At 64.9% G+C, this 25,056-nt stretch carries 25 protein-coding genes and 1 pseudogene; 18 read left to right on the top strand and 8 right to left on the bottom strand.

Going from position 1 to position 25,056, the window contains the following annotated elements:
* Positions 1-33: 33 nt before the first annotated feature.
* Entirely contained in the window at positions 34-1,062 is a 1,029-nt protein-coding gene (locus AC0MAZ_RS17515) for a methionine synthase (protein WP_475858715.1), read from the bottom strand.
* A 27-nt stretch (positions 1,063-1,089) separates the two neighbouring features.
* The gene (locus tag AC0MAZ_RS17520; protein ID WP_475861456.1) at positions 1,090-2,073 is read right to left on the bottom strand and encodes a DUF1852 domain-containing protein; all 984 of its coding nucleotides are present in this window, start codon (positions 2,071-2,073) and stop codon (positions 1,090-1,092) included.
* Between the two features lie 236 nt (positions 2,074-2,309).
* On the opposite strand from AC0MAZ_RS17520, the pseudogene AC0MAZ_RS17525 reads away from it, so the two are divergent.
* The 3 genes and pseudogenes from AC0MAZ_RS17525 to AC0MAZ_RS17535 form a co-directional block, all read left to right on the top strand.
* Positions 2,310-2,429, top strand: a pseudogene (locus tag AC0MAZ_RS17525) (LysR family transcriptional regulator); the annotation flags it as partial.
* 255 nt (positions 2,430-2,684) lie between these two features.
* Complete coding sequence (locus tag AC0MAZ_RS17530) at positions 2,685-2,855, top strand: YhfG family protein (protein WP_232857262.1); 171 nt, start codon at positions 2,685-2,687, stop codon at positions 2,853-2,855.
* A gap of 65 nt (positions 2,856-2,920) precedes the next feature.
* On the top strand, positions 2,921-3,463 hold the full coding sequence (locus tag AC0MAZ_RS17535; protein WP_475858716.1) for a Fic/DOC family protein: 543 nt from the start codon (positions 2,921-2,923) through the stop codon (positions 3,461-3,463).
* 162 nt (positions 3,464-3,625) lie between these two features.
* Here AC0MAZ_RS17535 and AC0MAZ_RS17540 read toward each other — a convergent pair whose 3' ends face one another.
* Positions 3,626-5,527, bottom strand: a complete 1,902-nt coding sequence (locus AC0MAZ_RS17540; protein WP_234562589.1) for a potassium transporter Kup — start codon at positions 5,525-5,527, stop codon at positions 3,626-3,628.
* Between the two features lie 293 nt (positions 5,528-5,820).
* On the opposite strand from AC0MAZ_RS17540, the gene AC0MAZ_RS17545 reads away from it, so the two are divergent.
* The 4 genes from AC0MAZ_RS17545 to AC0MAZ_RS17560 all read left to right on the top strand — a co-directional run bounded on the left by AC0MAZ_RS17545 (position 5,821) and on the right by AC0MAZ_RS17560 (position 8,914).
* On the top strand, positions 5,821-6,354 hold the full coding sequence (locus AC0MAZ_RS17545; RefSeq protein WP_254464563.1) for a DUF3455 domain-containing protein: 534 nt from the start codon (positions 5,821-5,823) through the stop codon (positions 6,352-6,354).
* 100 nt (positions 6,355-6,454) lie between these two features.
* Positions 6,455-6,994, top strand: coding sequence for a sigma-70 family RNA polymerase sigma factor (locus tag AC0MAZ_RS17550; protein WP_232857228.1), 540 nt, complete (start codon positions 6,455-6,457; stop codon positions 6,992-6,994).
* Positions 6,991-7,686: an anti-sigma factor gene (locus AC0MAZ_RS17555; RefSeq protein ID WP_232857230.1), complete on the top strand. Its 696-nt coding sequence runs from the start codon at positions 6,991-6,993 to the stop codon at positions 7,684-7,686. The genes AC0MAZ_RS17550 and AC0MAZ_RS17555 overlap by 4 nt, the downstream gene beginning before the upstream one ends.
* Positions 7,687-7,984: 298 nt before the next feature.
* Complete coding sequence (locus tag AC0MAZ_RS17560; protein WP_234562585.1) at positions 7,985-8,914, top strand: malate dehydrogenase; 930 nt, start codon at positions 7,985-7,987, stop codon at positions 8,912-8,914.
* A 7-nt stretch (positions 8,915-8,921) separates the two neighbouring features.
* Here the strand turns inward: AC0MAZ_RS17560 and AC0MAZ_RS17565 are convergent, their stop codons facing one another.
* Positions 8,922-9,809 (bottom strand): MerR family transcriptional regulator, encoded by an 888-nt coding sequence (locus AC0MAZ_RS17565; RefSeq protein ID WP_203652560.1) that lies wholly within the window; start codon positions 9,807-9,809, stop codon positions 8,922-8,924.
* A gap of 153 nt (positions 9,810-9,962) precedes the next feature.
* Here AC0MAZ_RS17565 and AC0MAZ_RS17570 point away from each other — a divergent pair, with 153 nt between their 5' ends.
* From AC0MAZ_RS17570 to AC0MAZ_RS17605, 8 genes are all read left to right on the top strand, one after another.
* The gene (locus AC0MAZ_RS17570) at positions 9,963-10,409 is read left to right on the top strand and encodes a PAS domain-containing protein (RefSeq protein WP_232857233.1); all 447 of its coding nucleotides are present in this window, start codon (positions 9,963-9,965) and stop codon (positions 10,407-10,409) included.
* 105 nt (positions 10,410-10,514) lie between these two features.
* Positions 10,515-10,937: a nuclear transport factor 2 family protein gene (locus tag AC0MAZ_RS17575; protein WP_232857234.1), complete on the top strand. Its 423-nt coding sequence runs from the start codon at positions 10,515-10,517 to the stop codon at positions 10,935-10,937.
* Complete coding sequence (locus AC0MAZ_RS17580; protein ID WP_475858717.1) at positions 10,934-11,686, top strand: SDR family NAD(P)-dependent oxidoreductase; 753 nt, start codon at positions 10,934-10,936, stop codon at positions 11,684-11,686. The genes AC0MAZ_RS17575 and AC0MAZ_RS17580 overlap by 4 nt, the downstream gene beginning before the upstream one ends.
* Positions 11,687-11,692: 6 nt before the next feature.
* On the top strand, positions 11,693-12,940 hold the full coding sequence (locus AC0MAZ_RS17585; RefSeq protein ID WP_475858718.1) for an NAD(P)/FAD-dependent oxidoreductase: 1,248 nt from the start codon (positions 11,693-11,695) through the stop codon (positions 12,938-12,940).
* The gene (locus AC0MAZ_RS17590) at positions 12,937-13,746 is read left to right on the top strand and encodes a DUF1365 domain-containing protein (protein ID WP_475858719.1); all 810 of its coding nucleotides are present in this window, start codon (positions 12,937-12,939) and stop codon (positions 13,744-13,746) included. The genes AC0MAZ_RS17585 and AC0MAZ_RS17590 overlap by 4 nt, the downstream gene beginning before the upstream one ends.
* On the top strand, positions 13,721-14,980 hold the full coding sequence (locus AC0MAZ_RS17595; RefSeq protein WP_475858720.1) for a class I SAM-dependent methyltransferase: 1,260 nt from the start codon (positions 13,721-13,723) through the stop codon (positions 14,978-14,980). The genes AC0MAZ_RS17590 and AC0MAZ_RS17595 overlap by 26 nt, the downstream gene beginning before the upstream one ends.
* A gap of 3 nt (positions 14,981-14,983) precedes the next feature.
* Complete coding sequence (locus AC0MAZ_RS17600; protein ID WP_232857238.1) at positions 14,984-15,469, top strand: DUF2878 domain-containing protein; 486 nt, start codon at positions 14,984-14,986, stop codon at positions 15,467-15,469.
* Between the two features lie 102 nt (positions 15,470-15,571).
* The gene (locus AC0MAZ_RS17605) at positions 15,572-15,973 is read left to right on the top strand and encodes an ACT domain-containing protein (RefSeq protein WP_475858721.1); all 402 of its coding nucleotides are present in this window, start codon (positions 15,572-15,574) and stop codon (positions 15,971-15,973) included.
* Positions 15,974-16,103: 130 nt separating this feature from the next.
* On the opposite strand, the gene AC0MAZ_RS17610 is transcribed toward AC0MAZ_RS17605, so the two are convergent.
* From AC0MAZ_RS17610 to AC0MAZ_RS17620, 3 genes are all read right to left on the bottom strand, one after another.
* Positions 16,104-17,486, bottom strand: a complete 1,383-nt coding sequence (locus tag AC0MAZ_RS17610) for an aspartate aminotransferase family protein (protein WP_475858722.1) — start codon at positions 17,484-17,486, stop codon at positions 16,104-16,106.
* 22 nt (positions 17,487-17,508) lie between these two features.
* Complete coding sequence (locus tag AC0MAZ_RS17615; protein WP_234562560.1) at positions 17,509-18,999, bottom strand: aldehyde dehydrogenase; 1,491 nt, start codon at positions 18,997-18,999, stop codon at positions 17,509-17,511.
* A 68-nt stretch (positions 19,000-19,067) separates the two neighbouring features.
* Positions 19,068-19,916, bottom strand: a complete 849-nt coding sequence (locus tag AC0MAZ_RS17620) for a helix-turn-helix transcriptional regulator (RefSeq protein WP_232857244.1) — start codon at positions 19,914-19,916, stop codon at positions 19,068-19,070.
* A 406-nt stretch (positions 19,917-20,322) separates the two neighbouring features.
* On the opposite strand from AC0MAZ_RS17620, the gene AC0MAZ_RS17625 reads away from it, so the two are divergent.
* The 3 genes from AC0MAZ_RS17625 to AC0MAZ_RS17635 all read left to right on the top strand — a co-directional run bounded on the left by AC0MAZ_RS17625 (position 20,323) and on the right by AC0MAZ_RS17635 (position 23,339).
* A complete protein-coding gene (locus tag AC0MAZ_RS17625) occupies positions 20,323-21,393 on the top strand; it encodes an enoyl-CoA hydratase/isomerase family protein (protein ID WP_203652548.1) in 1,071 nt (356 codons plus the stop codon).
* Between the two features lie 16 nt (positions 21,394-21,409).
* Positions 21,410-22,561, top strand: coding sequence for an acyl-CoA dehydrogenase family protein (locus tag AC0MAZ_RS17630; protein WP_062363361.1), 1,152 nt, complete (start codon positions 21,410-21,412; stop codon positions 22,559-22,561).
* Between the two features lie 220 nt (positions 22,562-22,781).
* Complete coding sequence (locus AC0MAZ_RS17635) at positions 22,782-23,339, top strand: TetR/AcrR family transcriptional regulator (RefSeq protein ID WP_203652546.1); 558 nt, start codon at positions 22,782-22,784, stop codon at positions 23,337-23,339.
* Between the two features lie 3 nt (positions 23,340-23,342).
* Here AC0MAZ_RS17635 and AC0MAZ_RS17640 read toward each other — a convergent pair whose 3' ends face one another.
* Positions 23,343-25,025 carry an AMP-binding protein gene (locus AC0MAZ_RS17640; protein WP_475858723.1) on the bottom strand — a complete coding sequence of 561 codons (1,683 nt, stop codon included), beginning with the start codon at positions 25,023-25,025 and terminating at the stop codon, positions 23,343-23,345.
* Positions 25,026-25,056 lie beyond the last annotated feature (31 nt).

Here is a 25,056-nt window from a genome sequence, read left to right on the forward strand (position 1 = left end):
GCACGCCCCTGCCCTCTCACATCGCGCTCGGTTTTACTTCAAGAGTTCCCGGCGAACGATCTCTGCACCTGCACTCAATGCATTGAGCTTGCCGCGTGCCACGGCACGCGGCAGCGGGGCCATGCCGCAGTTGGTGCACGGATAGAGCTTGTCGGCATCCACGAACTGAAGGGCCTTGCGCAGGGTGTTGGCTACTTCTTCCGGGGTTTCGATGGCATGGTTGGCCACGTCGATGGCCCCGACCATCACCTTCTTGCCGCGGATCAGCTCGATAAGCTCCATCGGAACGTGGGAGTTGTGGCACTCCAGCGAGACGATGTCGATCTTGGATTTCTGCAGCTTGGGGAACGCCTCCTCATACTGGCGCCACTCGGAACCCAGGGTCTTCTTCCAGTCGGTGTTGGCCTTGATGCCATAGCCGTAGCAGATATGCACTGCCGTTTCGCATTTCAGGCCTTCGATCGCCCGCTCCAAGGTGGCAACGCCCCAATCATTCACTTCATCGAAGAAGACGTTGAAGGCGGGTTCGTCGAATTGGATGATGTCAACGCCGGCAGCCTCAAGCTCGCGGGCTTCCTCGTTGAGGATCTTGGCGAATTCCCAGGCCAGCTTTTCGCGGCTTTTATAGTGCGCGTCATACAGCGTATCGATCATCGTCATGGGGCCTGGCAGCGCCCATTTGATCGGCTGCGAGGTTTGCTGACGCAGGAACTTGGCGTCCTCCACGAACACCGGCTTCTGACGAGCCACGGCGCCCACGACCGTCGGAACACTCGCGTCGTAGCGGTCACGAATGCGGACGGTTTCGCGCTTCTCAAAATCAACGCCACTCAGGTGTTCGATGAAGGTCGTCACGAAATGCTGACGGGTCTGCTCACCGTCACTGACGATATCGATACCGGCGAGTTGTTGTTCATGCAACGACAGGCGCAGCGCATCCTGCTTGCCCTCGACCAACACCTGGTCTTGCAGCTTCCAGGGCGACCAGAGGGTTTCCGGCTGTGCCAGCCAGGACGGTTTGGGCAGGCTGCCGGCAGTCGAAGTGGGGAGTAGTTTTTTCATGACGCAAGGCCTTGTGTATTCGATCGTTCAAACAGCGTAATGAGCGGACCACTGCTGCAGCACGGCGTGGTACGGCTTGATGAATTGTTCTTCGGCATACTTGCCTTGCTCTATGGCCAGACGGCTGCGCTCTTCGCGATCGTAGACAATTCGAGTCAACGAGTAGTCCTGGTGTTTCAGGCTGGGTTGATAGGACTTGCCTGCCGCCGAGTTCGCGTTGTAGATCTCGGGGCGGTAGATCTTCTGGAAGGTGTCCATCGTGCTGATGGTGCTGATCAGCTCGAGATTGCTGTAATCACCCAGCAAGTCGCCGGCAAAGTAAAACGCCAGGGGCGCGACACTGTTCGGCGGCATGAAATAGCGCACCTTCAGGCCCATCTTGGCGAAGTACTCATCGGTCAATGAGTACTCATCCTGCTGGTATTCATGACCCAGGACCGGGTGCTGATTTTCAGTGCGGTGATAGGCCTTGCTGCTCGAAACGCTCAGGCAGATGACCGGCGGCTTGTTGAAGTGTTCCTTGAAAGCGCTCGAATTCACGAAGCGCTTGAACAGTTTCCCGTGCAGCTCGCCAAACGCCTCCGGCGTACTGAAACCGGACTGCCCCTTGTTGTGCTCCAGCAACAGCACGCTGAAGTCATAGTCCCGCACGTAAGAGGAGAAATTGTTCCCGACAATGCCTTCGATGCGCTCGTTGGTCTTGTGGTCGACAATGCTGGTTTTCAGGATCTCAATCAACGGCAAGGCATCGCCTGCCTGTTCACCCGCGATCTTCATCTCGACGGAAACGATATCGAGCTCTACCGAATAACGGTCACCCTTGGGGTTGTCCCAATGCGCCAGGGCATTGAAGCGATTGTCGATCATCGCCAGCGTGTTGCGCAGATTCTGTTGGCGGCTCGCGCCCCTGGCCAGGTTGGCAAAGTTGGTGGTTATACGCGTATTGTCCGCGGGCAGATAATCTTCGTCGAAACGAATACTTTTAATGGCGAACGTGAAGGTTTTATTCATTGTGACCCGGCACCCTGATTCCCGAAGTAGATCCTGAAAAGTCTTCCTGCTTGCCCGGCTTCGAAGGAAAAATTCAATGGGGGGATTGTCAATAAACGGCCACAATGAGACAAACTCATTTTTCTTGAGATGATCTTTAATTCCACTCATGATCAATCCAAGGCACCTGCGCACGATGCACGCCTTGCGCGATATCGATAGCTAGCACGATGCCGCTGCCCGCGCTGGAGCGCGGCGACCTGGCCAGCCAGACGCTGATCACCTACCCCATCGAGCGCCACCGCCTGGACATCTTCACTCGTTTTTTCGAGCCCGCGGACATCGAGCCCGCGCAGGTGCGGACTTCGGAGCTGACGGCCAAGGACATTTCGTTTGCGACGCTGGAAGGTGTCAATGTCGTATCAGGGCTGGCGATATGAGGCCCATGATCACCGACCGTTGTACCCCGATGAATGCCCGCTGATACCGCCAATTCCGCTTTCACGAATCGCCATGTTCTTGAGGCATCCGGACAGACTTTGAGTGATGTCCAAGGGCAACGTCGTGGTCTGACGTGGCGCCATTGCAGGGCGATCGGTTATACTTACCAGGCAATGACTCGAGGGCAAATGATGGATAAGCTGAGTTTGCAAGCCAAGAAAGCTTGTTTCGCCAAGTATCGAAAATCCAATTTCGCGGCCAGCCTGCGCCTTGAGGGCATTGTGCCATCCCCTACCGATGGCGAAGTGAAGCTGCCTACCCGCGCTGCGGCTCTTCATGCCGTCCGACGCATCAAAGCTTGAGCCGAGACAAGTACGGTACTGACCAAGCACCGGATTGCTACCCGGGTAGCGACGTGCTTATAAACTTGCTTGATCTGCAAGATGCAGATGACCTTGAAGAGGCCGAGCGGTACCTCAACGAAATTGCCTTGCAAACGATGGACTTTGTCCAGCCGCCCTACAACCTCGACGCTCTGAAGCGGGTGCACCATGCCTTGTTCTGCAATGTGTATAGCTGGGCAGGCGAGACCCGAACGTTAGCAATCAGTAAGGGCGAAACAAGGTTCTGCAGTCCAGAGTTTATCGAGTCCGAAACCGAGAAAGAATTTTCGAAGATGGCCGACGCGCACTGGTTTGAAGGGTACTCCCGAGAAAAACTGGTTTCCGCTGTTGCGCAATCCTACGGTACGTTGAACGTCGCGCACCCATTCCGGGAAGGCAACGGACGAACACAGCGCTACTTATTTGAATGTCTGGTATTCAACGCAGGTTACATTATAAATTGGGACTTGGCCAACCGTGAAGAATGGGTCAATGCATGTATTGCATCCTACTACGGCAACGATGTCCCTCTGGCCGCAATCTTCGATAAATGTATCGGTTCTGAAATCATGGAAGTGGACTTTTGAATTGAGCACCCAGCGCGCTCAAGCTCACACTAGTGTCCTGCCTCGGAAATAAGCTGTTCACTTTTGGCGGCGTCCTGGGCGCCCGGCGCGCGTTGCCACTCCTCGCCATACCCCTGCTATTCCATTCAGGATAGTAAGCTACCGGCGCCCCGTGATGCCCCCTCACATCTCGACCTGGGTCCCCAGTTCGATCACCCGGTTCAGCGGCAGCTTGAAGTACCGCAGGTTGCTGTTGGCATTCTTCAACAGGAAGGCGAACAAGTGCTCGCGCCACTTGGCCATGCCGATTCGCTTGGTCGGCACCACGGTTTCCCGGCTCAGGAAGTAGGTGGTGCGCATGGGGCTGAAGTCCAGCTCGGTCGTGCTGCTGTGGCTGAGGGCAAGGGGCACGTCGGGCTCCTCCATGAAGCCGAAGTGCAGGTTGACCCTGAAGAAGCCCTGGCCGAACGCCTCGACCTCGAAGCGCTTGTCCTGCGTCACCCGCGGCGAATCCTCCGACACCACCGTCAGCAGCACCACCTGCTCGTGCAGCACCTGGTTGTGCAGCAGGTTGTGCAACAGCGCGTGGGGCACCGCATCGGAGCGGGCGGTAAGAAACACCGCCGTGCCCTGCACGCGATGGGGCGGCTGCGCCTGCACGCTGGCGATGAACAAGGGCAGCGGCAAGGCGGTTTCATCCAGGCGCTCGACGATGATGCTGCGCCCGCGCTTCCAGGTGGTCATCAGCACGAACAGCGCCAGGCCGGCGATCACCGGGAAGGCGCCGCCCTGCAGGATCTTCGGCGCGTTGGCGGCGAAGTACAGGCCGTCCACCAGCAGAAAGCCCAGCAGCAAGGGAATCGCCAGCCAGCGCGGGGTCTTCCATAGCAACAGCACCACCGCCGAGGCCAGCAGCGTGGTGATCAGCATGGTGCCGGTCACCGCGACGCCGTAGGCCGCCGCCAGGGCGCTGGACGACTCGAAGCCGACCACCAGCAGCACCACGCCGACCATCAGCGCCCAGTTGACCATGCCGATATAGATCTGCCCCTGCTCTTCGCTGGAGGTGTGCTGGATGAACATGCGCGGCACATAGCCCAGCTGGATGGCCTGGCGGGTCAGCGAGAAGGCGCCGGAGATCACCGCCTGCGAGGCGATGATGGTAGCCAGGGTGGCCAGCGCGACCATCGGCAGCAGCGCCCACTCGGGGGCCAGCAGGTAGAACGGGTTGCGCACCGCTGCCGGGTTGTCGAGGATCAGCGCACCCTGGCCGAAGTAGTTGAGCACCAGGCCCGGCAGCACCAGGATGAACCACGCGCGGGAAATCGGCTTGCGGCCGAAGTGCCCCATGTCGGCATAAAGCGCCTCGGCACCGGTCAAGGCCAGCACCACGGCACCCAGAATCGCCACGCCGATGCCCGGATGGGCGACGAAGAAGTGCGCCGCCCAGGACGGGTTCAGCGCCTGCAGCACCTCGGGCCGCTGCACGATGCCATGGATGCCTAGCGCCCCCAGCACCACGAACCACAGCACCATCACCGGCCCGAACAGGATGCCGATGCGCGCGGTTCCGTGCTTCTGGATGATGAACAGCCCGACCAACACCACCACCGCCAGGGGCACGACCCAGTGCTCGATGCCGTCGATGCCCAACTGCAGGCCCTCCACCGCCGACAGCACGGAGATGGCCGGGGTGATCATGCTGTCGCCGTAGAACAGCGCCGCGCCGAACAGCCCCAGCAGCACCAGCACCTTGCTCAGCCGCGGATAAGGACGTGCCGCCCGCCTGGCCAGCGCGGTCAGCGCCATGATCCCGCCCTCGCCCTGGTTGCTGGCGCGCAGGATGAACAGGACGTACTTTACCGAAACCACCCAGATCAACGACCAGAACACCAGCGACAGGATGCCCAGCACCCCCTCAAGGTTGGCCTGCACGCCGAAATGGCCGGAGAACACCTCCTTGAGCGTGTACAGGGGACTGGTGCCGATGTCGCCATAGACGACGCCGACGGCGGCGACCAGCAGGCCGACGCCCGTGCTTTTGTTGGCGTGGGACGGGTTTTCAACGGTTGCGGATTGGCTCACAGGTAACGTCTCGTCAGTATCGCGTAAACACTGAATGCGGGCAGGCAGGCTGGGGGGGGCAGAAAAACCGCGCCAGTATCTTCTCAAGCTGCAAAGGCCGGCATAAAGAAAGCGTAAAGAAACGCCATTCCCCGATGAGCGCTCGACATCGGAGGAAGACTGCTGGCCACCTTGCGCTCCGTCGGCCAGGTCTCTCTTTTTACGCTTGAGTGCATCCAGATCCCGTTCTGGTGGGTATTCAACTCAGGGCAACAACTGAATGCCCTGCCATGCCCCCACCAGGAGATCGCTCGATGAACATCGCACACGTTTCGTTCCTGACCGCCTGCGGCCTCGCCCTGGCCATGCTGGTGCCGACCGCCCACGCCCAGACCGGGGTCCCCGATGCCGTCAAGGTGCCGGACGGCCACAAGGTGGCGCTGGAAACCGTCGGTGTCGGCGAAATCACCTACGAATGCCGCGACAAGGCCGACGCCCCCGGCCAGACCGAATGGACCTTCGTCGGCCCGAAGGCCGTGCTCAAGGACCGGGCCGGCAAGACCGTGGGCGACTACTTCGGCCCGCCCGCCACCTGGCAGGCCAAGGACGGCTCGAAGATCACCGGTACCCAGCTGGCCATCGCCCCGGCGGCCAAGGGTGACCTGCCGTACCAGCTGGTCAAGGCCAATCCCGCCGAGGGCAAGGGCGCCATGAGCGGCGTCAGCTTCGTCCAGCGCCTGGCCACCCGTGGCGGTGTCGCCCCGCAGACCGCCTGCACGGCGCAGAACAAGGGCGAGAAGCAGATCGTCAAGTACCAGGCCGACTACATCTTCTGGGCCGCCAACTGAGGGCCTGCGCGCAAGGCGCGCCAGCACCCTTGAGCTACGCTCATCGACAGTCCCCGGCCGACCGGCCGGGGCTCCCGGTAGCATGAGGATCGGCCCGACCTTGAACCTGCCCACGACGCCATTCGACTACGAGCGCTGTCTCCAGGCCTGTGCCAGGGGCGATCGCGGCGCCCTGCAGGCGCTTTACGACCAGGAGGGTGCCCGGCTGCTCGGCGTGGCCCGGCGCATCGCCCGCGACCACGCCACCGCCGAGGACATCGTCCATGACGCCTTCATCCGCATCTGGACTCGTGCGGCCAGCTTTGATCCGGCCCGAGGCTCGGCGCGTGGCTGGGTGTACAGCCTGACCCGGCACCTGGCCCTGAATTTCATACGCGATACCCGCCGAGAAGTGGTGATCGACGATGTTGCCACCGTCGATATCGCGCCCTATCACGATGACATGACCTTGCAGGCCGATGCACCGAGGATTCACCGCTGCCTCGACCAGCTCGACGCCGCGCCGCGCAAGTGCATCCTGCATGCTTACGTCGACGGCTGCAGCCATGCCGAGATCGCCCGCCTGCTCGACACCCCGCTGGGCACGGTCAAGTCGTGGATCAAACGCAGCCTCAAGGCGCTGCGGGAGTGCATGGGATGACCAACGAGCCGGGTAACGAAAGCACCGATGACCTCGAGCAACTGGCCGGGGAGTACGTGCTAGGCACGTTGTCGGCCGAACAGCAGGAGACCGTGCTCAAGCGCCTGGACAGCGACCGTGCCTTGCGTGACGCCGTGGACGCTTGGGAGCAGCGACTGCTGGGCTTGAACGCGCTGGCCACGCCACTTGCGCCCAGTCCCCGACTGTGGCAACGGATCAACCGTAGCCTGGGCGACCGCCCTGCCCAGCCCTCATGGTGGCGACGCCTGGGGCTGTGGCAAGGGCTGGCCGGTGCCGGCCTTGCAGCCAGTCTGTTACTGGGTCTTGCACTGCTGACGGTACAGTCGCCTGCCACCACCTATATGGTCGTGCTGGTGGCGCCTGCCACCCAGGCACCTGGCTGGGTGGTCCAAGCCCGTGGCGCTGATCAGGTCCAGCTGATTCCCTTGGGCAAGTCCGAGGTCCCGGGAGGCAAGGTCCTGCAGTTCTGGACCAAGGGTGAACAGTGGCCAGCACCAATCTCGCTTGGGCTGATCAAACCTGGGGAGCAGGTCACCGTGCCGCTGGAGCGCCTGCCTGCGGTAGAGCCCAACCAGTTGTTCGAGCTGACCCTGGAGAATGCGGGTGGCTCTGCAAGCGGACGTCCGAACGGGCCTGTGCAGTTCATCGGGCGGGCGGTCAAAGTGCTCTGAATTGGCGTCCGGCTTCGAATCGCCGGGGCTGCTTTGCGGCCCTTTCGCGGCACAAGGCCGCTCCTACAGGGGGGCGCGATCGCCTGTAGGAGCGGCCTTGTGCCGCGAAAGGGTCGCAAAGCGACCCCGGCAATCTTGAATTAGAGCGGCCATATCCCAAAAAACGCAAAAACCTTGAAAGGGATGGCTCCAAGGGCCCACAGGGCTCCACCTCGGGTAGCCTTTTCGCCCGGGCAGGCAATACTTCCCTGTACAGGCGCGCGTGTTGCGGGTAACGCGAGCCACGAGGAGGTGCGAGGTGAACAAACTATCAATCGTGGGTGCCGGTATCGTCGGTGAGGCAGCGGCCCAGGTCATCGCCCGGGACGCGCTCTGCCGTGAACTGGCGCTGATCGACGTCCAGGGTGAGCTGGCGCAGGGCAAGGCGCTGGATGTCTGGCAGGCGGCGGTGGAGTCCGGGTCCGATACCAAGGTGCACGGCGGGTCGGATGCCCAATTGCTGCAGGATTCCGACCTGGTGGTGATCACCGCGGGCGTGCCGCGCAAGCCTGGCCAGTCGCGCCAGGATGTCCTGGCCATCAACCTGCCGATACTCGACGGCATCATGCGCGATGTGAAACAGCAGGCGCCGAGCGCGACGGTGCTGGTGGTGTCGAATCCGGTCGACGTGCTCACCTACCGGGCCTGGAGCCTGAGTGGACTGGGCCGCGACAAGGTGTTCGGCCAGGCGGGGGTGCTGGATACCGCGCGCATGAAATGTTTCATCGCCGAGCAGACCGGGTTTTCGGCACGGGATATCACGGCGCTGGTCCTGGGTGGGCACGGCGACAGCATGGTGCCTTTGATGCGTTATTGCATGGTCGGTGCGGTGCCGCTGGCGCACTTGCTGTCCAGTGAGCAGATCGAGCAGATCGTTGAGCGTACCCGTAAAGGTGGCGGCGAGATCCTTGCCCTGAAGAAGGTCGGCAGCGCCTGCGATGCGCCGGGCGTGGCGATCGCGCAGATGGTGGATGCGATTGCCAACGGGCGCAGCCGCATCCTGCCGGCGGTCGCGATTCTCGAGGGCGAGTACGGACGCACGGATATCGCCATGGGAGTGCCCTGCGTGCTCTCGGACGCGGGCATCACGCGGGTGATCGAGCTGCCGCTGGATGCGCAGGAACAGGCGATGTTCGACCGCTCCGCGGATCAGGTGGCGCGGGATATTGCGGAGATGAAAGCGCTGTAGGTAGCCATCACAGGTCCAGGGCGCCCCTGATCAACGCATCAAGCATGCCGGGCGCCTGAGGATCACACTCATCCAGCAGACACACCGGAATCCCCTGCAGCATCGCCTGCGAAGCCCCCAGCCCCTCGCCCACCAGCGCCAGCGGGCAAGCGATCTCCATCTGCAACGAACGCAGTCGTTTCGCCAAGGCCGCGCTTACCGGCCCCCGCACCGCAACCACCAGCACCGCCGGCTGGATTGCCCTGCACACCAGCGCCAGCTCCTCCAGCGGCTGGCCACACCCCAGCACCTCGATGCGTTGGCGCCGATCACTCAGCAGCAGGCCGGCACACAGCAACTGCAGCTCGGCCAGGCCCTCGGCGCCGGCCAGCAGCACCCGTGGCGCATCGGCCTGGTTCATGTGCAGGCGCAGCAGCAGACGGGCGCGCAGGAAAGTGTCCAGGAACAGCCACTGGCTGCGCTCGCCGAAAGCCTCACCTTCGGCCAGCTCGCGCCACACCGGCATGAACACCTCGTGCATCACCGAGGCCTTGGGCAACAGCGTGAACAACTGCCCGTGAATGCCTTCCAAAGCCTGCGCGTCGAACGCCTTGGTCGCCCGGACAACGGCCAGGCGCCAGTCGTGAAAGGCATCGTCCTGCGCGGGGGGCGCCTCGGGCTGGCCGGCGAGCAACCCGCCAACCTTGCTGATAGGCACGCCATTGCCGGTCCAGCGCAGTATGTCGCGAATGCGCTGGACATCCCTGGCCGTGTACAGCCGGTGCCCGCCTTCGGTGCGCTGCGGGCTGATCAGGCCATGGCGGCGCTCCCAGGCGCGCAACGTCACGGGGTTGATGCCGGTCAGGCTGACCACGTCGCGCATGGGCAGCAAGTCGAAGGAAGGGGCGTCGGTCATGGCCAGGGTTCGAATGGGTGAAGACACATTCTAACCCCATGGGTACCTGTTGCGGCGAGCCTGCTTGGGTCATCATGGTCGGCACACGCGCCCGAGGTTCTCGCACGGAAGCTACGCTGCGCATTCGCACACACGATCCGACAGGTGAGCTCCATGATCAACGCGAAACTCCTGCAACTGATGGTCGAGCAGTCCAACGATGGCATCGTCGTCGCCGAACAGGAGGGCAACGACAGCATTCTCATCTACGTCAACCCGGCCTTCGAACGGCTCACCGGCTACGCCACGGACGACATCCTCTACCAGGACTGCCGCTTTCTCCAGGGCACCGACCATGACCAGCCGGGCGTCGCCGCCATCGGCCAGGCGATCCGCGCAGGCCGCCCCTGCCGCCAGGTGCTGCGCAACTACCGCAAGGATGGCAGCCCGTTCTGGAACGAGCTGTCGATTACCCCGGTGCGCAACGAAGCCGACCAACTGACCTACTACATCGGTATCCAGCGCGATGTCACGGCCCAGGTAGCCGCCGAGGAGAAAGTGCGTGAACTGGAAGCGGAGGTCGCGCGCTTGCGCGAGGCGCTGGCGGCAGCCGGACGCTGACGGCAAAATCTGTACAAGAAGATTGTGTTTGTACAATTTTAGTCCTAGGCTTCAGTCATACCTGTACAACTCGCCATCGTTGTACAGGATTGCCCGGAGCCGCGCATGTCAGACTACCTGCAGCAGTTCGCCGAATGCTTCGCCCGCCTGCACCGGGGCAACCTGGACTCGCTGGAAAACCTGTACAGCGAAGATGTCAGCTTTCGCGACCCGCTGCACCGGGTCGATGGCCTGCCGGCCCTGAAGGCGTACTTCGCCCAGCTCTACGCCAACGCCCACGACATCCGCTATGCCTTCACCGGCGCCGACGAGGTCCGGCCCGGGCAGGGTTACCTGCGCTGGACCCTGCACTTTCGCCATCCACGTCTGGCCGGTGGCCGGCCCATCAGCCTGCAGGGCTGCAGCCATCTGCAATGGCAGCAGCGGGTACAGGTTCACCAGGATTACTTCGACGCCGGTGCCCTGCTCTATGAACATGTCCCGGTCATGGGCGGCGCCATCCGCTGGCTCAAGGGTCGGCTGGCATGAGCCGCTACTGGCTGACCGGCGCCAGCAGCGGCATCGGCGCGGCGCTGGCCGCGCAACTGCTGGAACAGGGGCACCAGGTAGCCTTGGGAGGCCGCTGCGCCGAGCGCCTGGCGCCCTTGGTCGAACGTTTTCCCGGGCAGGCGCTGGCGGCCCTTGGCGATATCGACGACCGCGAACGGCTGGCGTTGATCGCCGGGGAACTGCAGCAAGCCTGGGGCGCACTCGATGGCGTGATCCTCAACGCCGGGACCTGTGAATACCTGGAGCCGGGTCGATTCGACCCTGACCTGGTCGAGCGCGTGGTGCGCACCAACCTGCTGGGCCTGTGTCATTGCCTGGCCATCGCCCTGCCCTTGCTGCGCCGTGGCGAGCGCCCGCATGTGGTGGTGATGGGCAGTTCGGTGGCCTGGCTCGCCCTGCCCCGGGCCGGCGCCTATGGCGCATCCAAGGCCGCCGTGCGTTACCTGGTCGAATCGCTGCGCATCGACCTGGCCAATGAAGGCATCGATGTCACCCTGGTCAGCCCCGGCTTCGTCGATACGCCCCTGACCCGGCGCAACGACTTCCCCATGCCCCAGCGCTGGACGGCGCAGCGCGCCGCCCGCCATATCGCCCGGCGCCTGCCCGGGCGGCCGCTGGAAATCAACTTCCCCACTGCGTTCACCCTGGTCCTGCGCCTGCTCGGCGCGCTGCCGCCGCGTTGGCGCCTGGCGCTGGGTCGACGCCTGGCAAGACGGCCACAGGAATAGCCCGCCATGCGCATCGCGATCATAGGCAGCGGCATCGCCGGCCTGACCTGCGCCCACCTGCTGTCGCGCCGCCACGAAGTCACGGTGTTCGAGGCCGAGGACTGGATCGGTGGCCACACCCATACCGTCGAAGTGCCCTGGCACGGCGAGCGCCACGCAGTGGACACCGGCTTCATCGTGTTCAACGACTGGACCTACCCGAACTTCATCCGCTTGCTCGACCAGCTTGGGGTCGCCTCGCGACCGACCCAGATGAGCTTCTCTGTGCATGACCCGGGCAGTGGCCTCGAATACAACGGCCATAACCTCGACACCCTGTTCGCCCAGCGGCGCAACCTGGTGTCGCCAGGGTTCTGGGGCATGCTGCGCGACATCCTGCGTTTCAACCGCCAGGCCCTGGCCGACCTGGACCGCGAGCGCATCGACCCGTCCACCACCCTGGGCGGTTACCTCCAGGCACAGGGCTATGGCCGGCGCTTTATCGAGCACTACGTCGTGCCGATGGGCTCGGCAATCTGGTCGATGTCACGGGCGGACATGCTCGATTTCCCCCTGCAGTTCTTCGTGCGTTTCTGTCGCAACCATGGGCTGCTGTCGGTCAACCGGCGTCCGCAGTGGCGGGTCGTCGAGGGTGGTTCGCGCAGCTATGTCGCACCGCTGTGCCGACCGTTCGCCGAGCGCATTCGCCTGGCGTGCAAAGTCGACCGGGTGAGCCGCGACGAAGGCGGCGTCACCCTGCACGGCAAGGCCGGTAGTGAGCGCTTCGACAACGTGGTGTTCGCCTGCCACAGCGACCAGGCCCTGGCCCTGCTGGAAGCACCCAGCGCCCAGGAGCGCGCGGTGCTTGGGGCCATCACCTACGCCAGCAACGATGTGCTGCTACACACCGACACCCGCCTGCTGCCGCGCCGGCGCAAGGCCTGGGCCAGCTGGAACTACCGCCTGGGCGGCCCCGAACAGGCCCCAGCCGCGCTGACCTATAACATGAACATCCTGCAGGGCATCCAGGCCCCGGTGACCTTCTGCGTCAGCCTCAACCAGACCTCACGTGTAGACCCGGCGCAGATCATCGCCCGCTACCAGTACGCCCACCCTCAATACAGCCTCGCCGCCACCGCCGCCCAGGCCCGCCAGGCCGAGCTGCAGGGCCAGCACCACAGCTACTACTGCGGCGCCTACTGGGGCAACGGCTTTCACGAAGACGGCGTGGTCAGTGCGCTCAAGGTCGCCGAACACTTCGGAGAGCAATTGTGAACAGCAGCCTGTGCCCGGGCTGGGTCAGCCATCGACGCCTGGGGCCCCGGTCGCATGCCTTCCGCTACCGGATCGGCATGTTCTACCTGGACCTCGACGAGCAGGCCCGGCTGCTGGGCCTGTCGCGCTGGGTGGGGCGCTGGCGACTGGCGCCCTTGAGCTGGCGCGAGACCGACTACCTGCCGGCGCTGACCGGCAAGGGCGAGCCGCTGGCCCAGGCCGCCCGCCGACTGGTCGGCCAGGCCACCGGCCAGGTTCCCGAAGGCCCGGTGCGCCTGCTGACACAGTTGCGCAGTTGGGGGCTGTCGTTCAATCCGGTGAGCCTGTACTTCTGCCATGACCGCGACGAGCAGTTGGCGGCGATTCTGCTGGAAGTGCGCAACACGCCGTGGCGCGAGCGCTTCCACTATGTGCTGCCGGTGCGGGACGGCCTCGAGCAACCGTTCACCATGGCCAAGGCCTTCCACGTATCGCCCTTCCTGCCGATGGCCATGGACTACCGCCTGCACTTCCATCTCGATACGCAGCGGATTCACGTGCACATGGAGAACTGGCAAGACGGCCAGAAGGTCTTCGAAGCCGACCTCGCCGTGCGCCGCCAGCCGCTGGACCGCGCCGCGCTGCATCGCTACCTGCTGTCCTTCCCCTGGATGAGCCTGCGCACCGTCTCGGCCATCTACTGGCAAGCACTGCGCCTGTTGTTCAAGCGTGTCCCCGTTCACGACCATACCGCCAGCCAGGGCACCCTGGCGCTCGGCCATCGCCGCGAGGAGCCCGACCATGTCGAACCCCACCCTGAGCGTTAGCAAATCTGCAGGCCTCACACCGCTATTGGGTGGACTGGCCCGCAGCGCGGTGCTGGCGCAACTGGGCAAGCTACGCCACGGCCACCTGCGGCTGCGCGAGCGGGGACGGCAATGGAGCTTCGGCGACACCGACAGCCCGTTGCAGGCCGAAGTGGAGATCCTTGAAGGCGCGGCCTGGAACCTGGTGGCCGGCAATGGCTCGATCGGTGCCGGCGAAGCCTACATCCATGGCTACTGGCACAGCCCGGACCTGGCGGCCGTGACCCGGCTGTTCGTGGCCAACCTGGAGGTATTGGACGCCCTGGAGGGTGGCCTGGCGCGTCTGGGTCGCCCCCTGCTGCGCCTGCTGCATCGCCTGAACCGCAACAACCGGCGCGGCGCCAGACGCAATATCCTGGCCCACTACGACCTGGGCAACGTCCTGTTCGAACACCTGCTCGACCCGACCATGATGTACTCGGCGGCCCGGTTCGAACACCCCGAGCAACCCCTGGAGCAGGCCCAGCTGAACAAGCTGGAGCAGATCTGCCGCAAGCTCGAACTGCGTGCGCAGGATCACCTGCTGGAGATCGGCAGCGGCTGGGGCAGCCTGGCGATCCACGCCGCGACCCGGCACGGCTGCCGGGTCACCACCACGACGCTCTCCGAGGCCCAGTACGCCTTCACCCTGCAGCGCGTCCAGGCGCTGGGGCTGGAGCACCGTGTGACGGTGTTGCGCCAGGACTATCGCGACCTGGCGGGCACCTTCGACAAACTGGTCTCGATCGAGATGATAGAGGCCGTCGGCCACCGTTACCTGCCTGTGTACTTTCGCCAGTGCGCTACGCTGCTCAAGCCCGACGGGCTGATGCTCCTGCAGGCCATCACCATCCGCGACCAGCGCTATGCCCAGGCCTGTCGCTCGGTGGACTTCATCCAGCGCTACATCTTCCCCGGCGGCGCCCTGCCGTCGCTGAGCGTGCTGCTCGACACCGCCAGCCGCCAGACAGGACTGAACCTCGTGCACCTGGAGGACTTCGGCCTGGACTACGCCCGCACCCTGCGGCACTGGCGCGACAACCTGCGCCAGGCCCGCGGTGTGCTGACGGCGCTCGGCTACGACGAAATGTTCCAGCGCCTGTGGGAGTACTACCTGTGCTACTGCCAGGGCGGTTTCGAGGAGCGCGCCATCGGCGTCGCCCAGTTGCTCTGGGCAGCTCCCCTGGCACGGCGCGCTCCGTTGCCCGGGCACTGACCCATGCGCCGTGGCTGGCTGATCGCCAATGCCCTGTGGCTGCAGGCCGGCTGGTGGCTGTGCGTGCTCGGCGCTCGATGGCCCGGGTTGCTGCTGGTGGTGCCGCCGGTCATGGCGGTGCATGTATACCTCTGCCAGGATCGCCCTGGCGAGGCTTGGGCGCTACTGCGCGTGACGCTGGCCGGCTGCCTGGTGGACAGCCTGTTGGGCGCGATTGGCGTGTTTACTTTCGACAGCCGTCCGCTACCCGTGTGGCTGGTTTTGATGTGGCTGGTGTTGGCCAGCGGCCTGCGCCATAGCCTGGCCTGGGCCGGCCAGCCGTTCTGGCGCGGGGCGGTGCTGGGTGCGTTGGGCGGGCCGCTGGCCTATCTGGCCGGTGCCCGGTTGGCACAGGTCGACCTGCCGTTGGGCGCGGTCACCACCGCCCTGCTGCTGGCGCCGATCTGGGCGCTGCTGCCCGCGCTGGTACGCCTGGCAGCGTGGCGCTGAGCGGCGAAATCGATTGTCCTAATGCCCTGCGTGCAATGCTAATTTCATTCGCCCCCGGTGAACGCTCTAGACTGCCGACTCACAATTCAAGGAGCCCAGGCGATGCATGGCGAAACCTCGATTGAAAAACTTCTCCAGTCCATGAGGCCCGAACTCAATGATGGCGAATATGTCTTTGCCACGGTCACTGACGCCTCGCAGCTGCAAGACCTGAACATTGTAGGCAGCTTCAGGGAGCGCGAAGGCTGGACGGTCATCCTGGAGCGAACGGTCGCGGACGCGATGCAGCTGCCCTACACCTATGTCTGCGCCTGGATCACGCTGACCGTCCACTCTTCCCTCGAGGCCGTGGGCCTGACTGCGGCGTTCGCCACCGCGCTGGGCAAGGCGGGCATCAGCTGCAACGTAGTGGCGGCCTATTACCATGACCACATCTTTGTCGGTGTCGACGACGCCCAGCGCGCCATGGCGGTGTTGAAGGCGCTGTCAGACAACGCTGGATAATCATAAGTCAGGCCTTTCGCGGCGCAAGGCCGCTCCTACCCGGATCGCGTACCCCTGTAGGAGCGGCCTTGCCGAGGCGTCGGACCGGCCGGAAAGGGCCGCAACGCGGCCCCAGGATCTCAAGCCAGACTCAGCGTCTGCCAACCATCCCCGCCACCCGATCCACCGCAATACGGGTCTTCTCCACCAGCTCATCCAGCTCGCCTCGGCTGGCCACCAGCGCCGGCGCCATGATCATGCGCCCCAGGGTGGAGCGAATGATCACCCCCTCTTCAAAGCCGAACGTGCGGCACTGCCAGGCCAGGTCGTTCTCATTGGCGAAACGCCTGCGCGTGGCCTTGTCCTCGACGAACTGCAACGCCGCCACCAACCCGGCGCCCTGCACCTCGCCGATCAGCGGATGATCAGCGAATACCTCGCGCAGGATGCGCTGCAGGTATGGCCCGGTGTCGTCCTTGACCTGGCGCACAATGCCTTCGTCGCGCAGGGCCTTGAGGTTAGCCACCGCCACCGCTGCTGCCACCGGGTGACCGGAATAGGTCAGGCCGTGGGCGAATACCCCGCCCCGCTCCACCAGCGTCTCGGCGATGCGCTTGCTCAGCACCAGCCCGCCCATGGGCACGTAGCCACTGGTCAGGCCCTTGGCGATGGACAGGGTGTCGGGCTCGAAACCGAAGTGCTGGTGGGCAAACCATTCGCCGGTGCGACCAAAACCGCCGATCACCTCGTCGGCGCACAGCAGCACATCGTACTGGCGGCAGATGCGCTGGATTTGGGGCCAGTAGCTCTCGGGCGGGAAGATCATGCCGCCGGCGCCCTGGAACGGCTCGGCAATGAAACCGGCAACGTTCTCGGCGCCCAGCTCGAGGATCTTCTCCTCCAGTTGCAGGGCGCAGCGTCGGCCGAACTCGGCCGGGGTCAGCTCGCCGCCCGCGGCGAACCAGTACGGCTCGTCGATATGCGCAACGTCCGGGATCAGCCCGCCCATCTCGTGCATGAACTTCATCCCGCCCAGCGCCGTGGCCGCCAGGGTCGAGCCGTGGTAGCCATTCCAGCGGCCGATCATGATCTTCTTGCTCGGCTGGCCGACCACCTGCCAATAGCGACGCACAGTGCGGATCAGCACCTCGTTGGCCTCGGAGCCGGAGTTGGTGTAGATGGCGTGGCTGTAGTGGCCCGGCAGCAGGCTGAACAGCAGCTCGGACAGTTCGATCACCGCCGGGTGGGTGGTGTGGAAGAACATGTTGTAGTACGCCAGCTGGTCCATCTGCGCGGCGGCGGCGGCGGTCAGGTCCTTGCGGCCATAGCCGAGCTGGGTGCACCACAGGCCGGACATGCCGTCCAGGTAGCGGCGGCCGTCGTTGTCCCACAGGTACAGGCCTTCACCCCGGGTGATGACCCGTGGCCCCTCGGCGTTGAGCGCCTTCTGGTCGAGGAAGGCGTGGATGTGGTGGGCGGCGTCGCTGGCCTGGTAGTCGCGGGTGTCGCGTTTGGGCGCAAAAGGTGCGTTCATTGTTGTTCTCCTCGGGTGAATGTCAGCGCAGCTGGATCCAGGTGGTCTTGAGCTGGGTGTACTTGTCGAACGAATGCAGCGAGAGGTCGCGGCCAAAGCCCGACTGGCGCCCGCCGCCGAACGGCACGGTCACGTCCAAAGCGTCGACGGTGTTGACCGACACCGTGCCGGCCTTGAGCCGCCGGGCCACTCGGTGGGCGCGGTTGAGGTCGTCGCTCCAGACCGACGCGGCCAGGCCGTAGACGCTGTCATTGGCCAAGGCGATGGCCTGCTCCTCGTCATCGAAGGCGCTGACCGCCAGTACCGGGCCGAAGATCTCCTCGCGGGCCAGGGCCATGTCCTGGCGCACATCGGTGAAGATCGTTGGCGTGATGAAGTTCTGCGAGCCGTTGACACTCAGCCGCTCGCCGCCGCACAGCAGGCGCGCGCCCTCGGCCCGGCCCTGGGCGATGGCCGCCTCGATGCGCGCGGCCTGCCCTGCATCGACGATGGCGCCGGCGCGGCTGGCCGGATCCAGCGGGTCGCCCGGCAGCCACTCACGGGCCTGGCGCAGCAGGCGCTCGACGAACTCGTCATGGATCGAGCGCTGCACATACAGCCGCGAGTTGGCCGAGCACACCTCGCCCTGATTGAAGAAGATGCCGAACGCCGCTTTCTGCGCTGCCAGGTCGAGGTCGCGGCAGTCGTCGAACACCAGGTTCGGGCTCTTGCCGCCGCATTCGAGCCACACCTGCTTGAGGTTGGACTGCGCCGAGTACTGCATGAAGTACTTGCCGACCTGGGTGGAGCCGGTGAACACCAGGCAGTCCACGTCCGGGTGCAGCCCCAGGGCGCGGCCCGCGGTTTCACCCAGGCCCGGCACCACGTTGAGCACGCCTTCCGGCAACCCCGCCTGCAATGCAAGCTCCGCCAGGCGCAGGGCCGAGAATGGCGACTGCTCGGCGGGCTTGAGCACCACGCTGTTGCCTGCGGCCAGTGCCGGGGCGACCTTCCAGGCGGCCATGTCCAACGGGAAGTTCCACGGCACCACCGCGCCGATGACGCCCAGCGCCTCGCGGCTGATCATTGCCACGGCGCTGGCGGCGGTCGGCGCGACCTGGTCGTAGAGCTTGTCCAGCGCCTCGCCATACCAGGCGAACACATGCGCAGCACCGGGCACGTCGATGCTGTAGGCGTCCATCACCGGTTTGCCCATGTTCAGCGAGTCAAGCAGCGCCAGTTCCTCGCGGTGGGCCAGCATCAGCTCGGCCAGGCGCAGCAGCACGCGCTTGCGCTCGGCCGGCGCCATGCGTGCCCAGGGCCCGTGCTCGAAGGCGCGACGGGCGGCGCGCACCGCCTGATCGATCTCGTGGTCGGCGCAGGCGGCGACCTGGGCCAGGCACTGCTCGGTCGCCGGATTGATGGCGGCGAAGGTGGCACCGTCACGAGCCGCCACCGGGCGGCCGTCGATCAACGCGGTGGTGATGAAGCTTTGCCGTGCAGCGCGCTGCTGCCAATCGCTTTTCGTATGCACGCAGGTCTCCCCTCCGGCCACACGCGGGGCCGGTGATTGTCGTTGTCTGGATGAGGTGAAACGGTGGTTCAGCGCCGCCGCAGGTAGCTTTCCAGTGGGTCCTTGCTCAGGCCTTCCTGGGCCTGGGCCAGCGAGGCGATGAACAGCGAGAACAGCTCGGCCTGGGTGGCGATGTCGAGCTTGGCGTAGAGGTTCTTGCGGTGGGTCTTGACGGTGTCCTCACTGATCCCCAGGCGCTCGGCCAGCGAGCGCGTGGAATGGCCGCGCAGCAGGTATTGGGCGATGTGGCATTCACGCTCGGTGAGCAGGGATGAGCCGAAATTGTTCAGCGCGGCGTTGATCTGCCGCCCCAGCGCGCTCTCGAAGCGTCCGCCCAGGGCCTCGGCATCCAGCTGCCCCCAGTGTCGGCGCACCACTGCCACCACCCAGGCGGCAACGCACTTGAGCTCGGCCACCTGGCGACTGCCCAGGCGCCGGGTGCTGCCCAGGGCCACGGCGATGGACAGCTGGGCGTCCAGCGGCACCAGGTAGTTGAGCTCGTCCTCCAGGTGGGCATGCTGGTAGAAGGAGGTGTAGTACTCGCTGCGCTTGAAATGATCGGGCGCGACATCGCTCAGGCGGTAGCAGCCGGCGGGCATGCCGTCCATGCAGGCGCGGTAGAACGGGCACAGCAGGTAGTAGCCTTCGAGGTACTTCTGCACATTGCCCTCGGGCAGCCAGGGCCCCTCGTCGTCCTTGGCGAACAGCGCCGACGGCAAGCCCTTGCGCGGGTACAGGAACACCGTGATGGCCTGGCACGGCGCCAGCTGGTTGAGGGCAGCGAACAACGCCTCGACGAAGCCGGGCGTGCCAATGGCGTCGACCACGCGGGCCATCTGCGCGTACCAGTCGGGCGAATTCAGCTGGGCGTTGCTCATTGTTGTTGTCCCCGCCAGGGTGAGTGCTGGGCGGGATTGTTTCATGGGGGGGACGGGGCGGCTATCACCCTTCGGGGTGAGGAGCCAGTCTCAATTGCTGCACGTCCCCCTGTAGGAGCGGCCTTGTGCCGCGAAAGGGCCGCAAGCGGCCCCGGCGACCTTCGCATCAGTATTGAAATCCTGGGGCCGCTTTGCGGCCCTTTCGCGGCACAAGGCCGCTCCTACAGGGGGCGTGGAGTTGCTACAGTGCTGCATCAGACTTGGAATGCGCATGGCGACAAAAATGCAGGGTAACCCTGCAGATTTGCCAATTGTGCAGGGTAATTTTGCATGACAGGATCGTTCGATCCGCCCGCGCATTCCAGGACTTCACTTGGAAAATCAATAACAAAGCAGGGAGACCGCGATGACCGCGCACGCTCAACCCTCGGCAACGGATCAGGTACTGGCCGAGGTCCGCAACCACATTGGTCACCTCACCCTTAATCGCCCCACCGGCCTCAACGCCCTGACCCTGGACATGGTACGCAGCCTGCAGCGCCACCTCGACCAATGGGCCCAGGATCCGCAGGTGCACGCCGTGATGCTGCGTGGCGAGGGCCCCAAGGGCTTCTGCGCCGGTGGCGATATCCGCTCGCTGCACGACAGCTACAAGGCCGGCGAGAAGCTGCACGAGGACTTCTTCGTCGAGGAATACGCCCTGGACCTGTGCATCCACCGCTACCGCAAGCCGGTGCTGGTGCTGATGGACGGCTTCACCCTCGGCGGCGGCATGGGCCTGGCCCAGGGCTGCGACCTGCGCATCGTCACCGAACGCAGCCGCCTGGGCATGCCCGAGGTGGGCATCGGCTACTTCCCGGATGTCGGCGGCAGCTACTTCCTGCCCCGGGTACCGGGCGAACTGGGTATCTACCTGGGCGTCAGCGGCAGCCAGATCAAGGCTGCCGATGCCCTCTACTGCGGCCTGGCCGACTGGTACGTCGACAGTGAGCAGCTCGCGGCCCTGGATGACGGGCTCGACCGCCTGACCTTCGGCGCCAACCCGCTCAAGGACCTGCAAGGCTTGCTCGCCAAGCAGGGCACACAGACCTTGGCGGACGCGCCGCTGGCGACACTGCGCCCGGTGATCGACCACTTCTTCGCCCTGCCCGACCTGCCGAGCATCATCGAGCAACTGCGCGCCGTGACCATCGGCGACAGCCGCCAATGGGCGCTGGACACCGCCGACCTGCTGGAAACCCGCTCGCCGTTGGCCATGGCGGTCACCCTGGAACTGCTGCGCCGTGGCCGCCACCTGGCCCTGGAAGACTGCTTCGCCATGGAACTGCACATCGACCGCCAGTGGTTCGCCCACGGCGACATCATCGAAGGCGTGCGCGCCCTGATCGTCGACAAGGACAAGCAACCCCGCTGGAACCCGCCGACCCTGGCCGGCCTCACTGCCCAGCGGGTCGACCAATTCTTCGAAGGCCTGTGAGCCCGGGAGTACACAGATGCAAGACCTGGAACTGAGCGAAGAGCAGATAATGATCCGCGACATGGCCCGCGATTTCGCCCGCGGCGAGATCGCGCCCCATGCCCAGGCCTGGGAAAAGGCCGGCTGGATCGACGATGACGTGGTGCGCAAGATGGGCGAACTGGGCCTGCTCGGCATGGTCGCCCCGGAGCAGTTCGGCGGCAGCTACACCGACTATGTCGCCTACGCCCTGGCGGTCGAGGAAATCTCCGCCGCCGATGGCGCCACCGGAGCGATGATGAGCATCCACAACTCGGTGGGCTGCGGCCCGCTGCTGGCCTACGGCACCCCCGAGCAGCAGCAGGCTTGGCTGCCGCAACTGGCCAGTGGCGAGGCGATCGGCTGCTTCTGCCTGACCGAGCCCCAGGCCGGCTCCGAGGCCCACAACCTGCGCACCCGCGCCGAGCTGGTCGATGGCCAGTGGGTAATCAACGGCGCCAAGCAGTTCGTCAGCAACGCCCGCCGCGCCAAGCTGGCCATCGTCTTTGCCGTGACCGACCCGGAGCTGGGCAAGAAAGGCCTCTCGGCCTTCCTGGTGCCGACCGACAACCCGGGTTTCAAGGTCGACCGCAGCGAGCACAAGATGGGCATTCGCGCCTCCGACACCTGCGCGGTGACCCTGGACGACTGCCGCATTCCGGCCGCCAACCTGCTGGGCGAGCGCGGCAAGGGCCTGGCCATCGCCCTGTCCAACCTCGAAGGCGGACGCATCGGCATCGCTGCCCAAGCCCTGGGCATTGCCCGCGCGGCGTTCGAGGCGGCGCTGACCTACTCCCGCGAGCGCATCCAGTTCGGCAAGCCGATCAACGAGCACCAGAGCATCGCCAACCTGCTGGCCGACATGCAGGTGCAGGTCAACGCTGCTCGCCTGCTGATCCTGCATGCCGCGCGCCTGCGCAGCGCCGGCAAGCCTTGCCTGTCGGAGGCCTCCCAGGCCAAGCTGTTCGCCTCGGAGATGGCCGAGCGGGTCTGCTCGATGGCAATCCAGGTACATGGCGGGTATGGCTACCTGGAAGACTACCCGGTGGAGAAGTATTATCGCGATGCGCGCATTACCCAGATCTACGAGGGCTCCAGCGAGATCCAGCGCATGCTGATTGCGCGTGAGTTGAAGCATTACACGGTCTGAGGCGAGGCATCAGGTCCTGTAGGAGCGGCCTTGTGCCGCGAAAGGGCCGCAAAGCGGCCCCGGCAATCTTTGCATTTACGCTGAAATCCCGGGGCTGCTGCGCAGCCCTTTCGCGGCACAAGGCCGCTCCTACACGGGGCGTGCCCCTTTATGAGATTTATTCGTCTCATATGATACAATTGTGGATATTTCGTCGCCGAACCCCGACTCGAGGTCCCACATGCGTAGAACCCTCCAGGAAGAGCGCCTGCTCAAGGCCCTGGCCCAGGCCATTGTCGTCCACCCCCGCGCCACCCTCAAGGAGCTGGCGGAAACCGCCGGGGTCAGCAAGGCCACCCTGCACCGCTTCTGCGGCACCCGCGACAACCTGGTGAAACTGCTCGAGGACCATGGCGAGCAGGTGCTCAACCAGGTCATTCTTGAAGCCGACCTCGAGCGCGTCGAACCGCTGGCCGGCATCCGACACCTGATCGCCGAACACCTCAAGCATCGCGAACTGCTGATGTTCCTGATGTTCCAGTACCGCCCCGATACCTTGCTCAACGACGCCGAGGACCTGCGCTGGCAGGTCTATATCCAGGCCATGGATGCGTTCTTCCTGCGTGCCCAGCAGTTGGGCGTGCTACGCATCGACATCAGCGCGGCAGTGTTCACCGAGATATTCATGACCATGATCTACGGCATGGTCGATGCCGAGCACCGCGGTCGCGCCGCCAGCGCCAACACTGCGCAGACGGTCGAGCAATTGTTCCTCAACGGTGCCCGGCCACAGGGCTGACGACTATCGATCGGTGCCGCCAGCCAGCTCCTCGATGCTGATCTCGCGCATCCTGAACTTCTGCACCTTGCCGGTCACCGTCATCGGGAATGCGTCGACGAAGCGGAAATGACGCGGCACCTTGAAATGCGCGATGCGCGCCCGCGCCCAGTCGCGCAGCTCGTCCGCGCCCAACACCTGCCCCGGATGCAGGCGGACCCAGGCGACGATCTCCTCGCCATAGCGACTGCAGGGGATGCCGATCACCTGCACATCGGCCACCGCCGGGTGGGTGAAGAAGAACTCCTCCAGCTCCCGCGGGTAGATGTTCTCGCCGCCGCGGATGATCATGTCCTTGCTGCGGCCGACGATGCGCACATAGCCTTCGTCGTCCATCACCGCCAGGTCGCCGGTGTGCATCCAGCCATCGGCATCGACGCTCTCGGCGGTGGCCTTGGGGTTGTTCCAGTAGCCGAGCATCACGCTGTAGCCACGGGTGCACAGCTCGCCGATCTCGCCGCGTGCCAGGGTGCAGCCTGCGCTGTCGATCACCTTGCTCTCCAGCCACGGCTGGGTGCGACCGACGCTGGTCACCCGGCGCTCCAGGTCGTCGGCGGCGCCGGTCTGCAACGACACCGGGCTGGTCTCGGTCATGCCGTAGGCGATCTGCACCTCGCTCATGTGCATCTCGTCGATCACCCGGCGCATCACCTCGATCGGGCAAGTGGCGCCGGCCATGATGCCGGTGCGCAGGCTGCCCAGGTCGAACTCGTGGCGGCGCGGGTGGTCGAGCTCGGCGATGAACATGGTCGGCACGCCGTACAGCGCGGTGGCGCGCTCCTCGGCCACGGCCTGCAGGGTCAGCAGTGGATCGAAGGCATCGTTGGGGTAGATCAGGGTGCTGCCGTGGGTCATGCAGCCGAGGTTGGCCATGACCATGCCGAAGCAGTGGTACAGCGGCACCGGCACCACCAGCCGGTCGTGCTCGGTCAGCCCGAGGCTTTCACCGACCATGTAGCCGTTGTTGAGGATGTTGTGGTGGCTGAGGGTCGCGCCCTTGGGGAAACCGGTGGTGCCGGAGGTGTACTGGATATTGATCGGCTCGTGCCGGTGCAGGCTGGCCTGGCGTGCGGTCAGTTGCCCGGCGTCGGTTTCGCCGGCGCGGGCCTGCAACGCCGGCCAGGCCAGGAAGCCGCTGGGTGGCGTATCGGCCAGGCTGACGACCCCGCGCAGTTCGGGCAGCCGGGTGCTTTGCAGCTCGCCCGGTCGGCAGGCACCGAGCTCGGGCACCAGGTCCAGCAGCATGGCGTGGTAATCGGAGGTCTTGAAGGCGTCGGCGCAGATCACCCATTGGCAGGCTGACTGGCCCAGGGCGTACTCCAGCTCGCTGGTGCGGTAGGCCGGGTTGATGTTGACCAGGATCGCGCCGATCTTGGCGCTGGCGAACTGGGTGATGCACCACTCGGCACAGTTGGGTGCCCAGATGCCCAGGCGATCACCGGCCTGCAGGCCCAGGGCCATCAGGGCGCGGGCGTGCAGGTCGACAGCGTCTGCCAGTTGCCGCCAGGTGTAGCGCAGGTGCTGATGGCGGACCACCAGGGCTTCGCGGTCGGGGAAGCGGGCGGCGGTGACGTCGAAAGCGTCACCGATGCAGTGGGTGAGCAAGGGAGTGGCTTTTGAGCCTTGGGTATGGCTGGGCTGGGGCATAGGGGCTCTCTTGTTGTGCGATCCCTGTAGG

Source organism: Pseudomonas sp. A, assembly GCF_056270345.1.

Excerpts from the sequence above, each read along its gene's own strand:
- AC0MAZ_RS17630 (WP_062363361.1), top strand. The coding sequence starts at position 21,410 with ATGCAAGACCTGGAACTGAGCGAAGAGCAGATAATGATCCGCGACATG.
- AC0MAZ_RS17515 (WP_475858715.1), bottom strand. The coding sequence starts at position 1,062 with ATGAAAAAACTACTCCCCACTTCGACTGCCGGCAGCCTGCCCAAACCG.
- AC0MAZ_RS17530 (WP_232857262.1), top strand. The coding sequence starts at position 2,685 with ATGGATAAGCTGAGTTTGCAAGCCAAGAAAGCTTGTTTCGCCAAGTAT.
- AC0MAZ_RS17585 (WP_475858718.1), top strand. The coding sequence starts at position 11,693 with ATGCGCATCGCGATCATAGGCAGCGGCATCGCCGGCCTGACCTGCGCC.
- AC0MAZ_RS17600 (WP_232857238.1), top strand. The coding sequence starts at position 14,984 with ATGCGCCGTGGCTGGCTGATCGCCAATGCCCTGTGGCTGCAGGCCGGC.
- AC0MAZ_RS17570 (WP_232857233.1), top strand. The coding sequence starts at position 9,963 with ATGATCAACGCGAAACTCCTGCAACTGATGGTCGAGCAGTCCAACGAT.
- AC0MAZ_RS17625 (WP_203652548.1), top strand. The coding sequence starts at position 20,323 with ATGACCGCGCACGCTCAACCCTCGGCAACGGATCAGGTACTGGCCGAG.
- AC0MAZ_RS17605 (WP_475858721.1), top strand. The coding sequence starts at position 15,572 with ATGCATGGCGAAACCTCGATTGAAAAACTTCTCCAGTCCATGAGGCCC.
- AC0MAZ_RS17620 (WP_232857244.1), bottom strand. The coding sequence starts at position 19,916 with ATGAGCAACGCCCAGCTGAATTCGCCCGACTGGTACGCGCAGATGGCC.
- AC0MAZ_RS17610 (WP_475858722.1), bottom strand. The coding sequence starts at position 17,486 with ATGAACGCACCTTTTGCGCCCAAACGCGACACCCGCGACTACCAGGCC.
- AC0MAZ_RS17520 (WP_475861456.1), bottom strand. The coding sequence starts at position 2,073 with ATGAATAAAACCTTCACGTTCGCCATTAAAAGTATTCGTTTCGACGAA.
- AC0MAZ_RS17565 (WP_203652560.1), bottom strand. The coding sequence starts at position 9,809 with ATGACCGACGCCCCTTCCTTCGACTTGCTGCCCATGCGCGACGTGGTC.
- AC0MAZ_RS17635 (WP_203652546.1), top strand. The coding sequence starts at position 22,782 with ATGCGTAGAACCCTCCAGGAAGAGCGCCTGCTCAAGGCCCTGGCCCAG.
- AC0MAZ_RS17640 (WP_475858723.1), bottom strand. The coding sequence starts at position 25,025 with ATGCCCCAGCCCAGCCATACCCAAGGCTCAAAAGCCACTCCCTTGCTC.
- AC0MAZ_RS17555 (WP_232857230.1), top strand. The coding sequence starts at position 6,991 with ATGACCAACGAGCCGGGTAACGAAAGCACCGATGACCTCGAGCAACTG.
- AC0MAZ_RS17545 (WP_254464563.1), top strand. The coding sequence starts at position 5,821 with ATGAACATCGCACACGTTTCGTTCCTGACCGCCTGCGGCCTCGCCCTG.
- AC0MAZ_RS17595 (WP_475858720.1), top strand. The coding sequence starts at position 13,721 with ATGTCGAACCCCACCCTGAGCGTTAGCAAATCTGCAGGCCTCACACCG.
- AC0MAZ_RS17580 (WP_475858717.1), top strand. The coding sequence starts at position 10,934 with ATGAGCCGCTACTGGCTGACCGGCGCCAGCAGCGGCATCGGCGCGGCG.
- AC0MAZ_RS17575 (WP_232857234.1), top strand. The coding sequence starts at position 10,515 with ATGTCAGACTACCTGCAGCAGTTCGCCGAATGCTTCGCCCGCCTGCAC.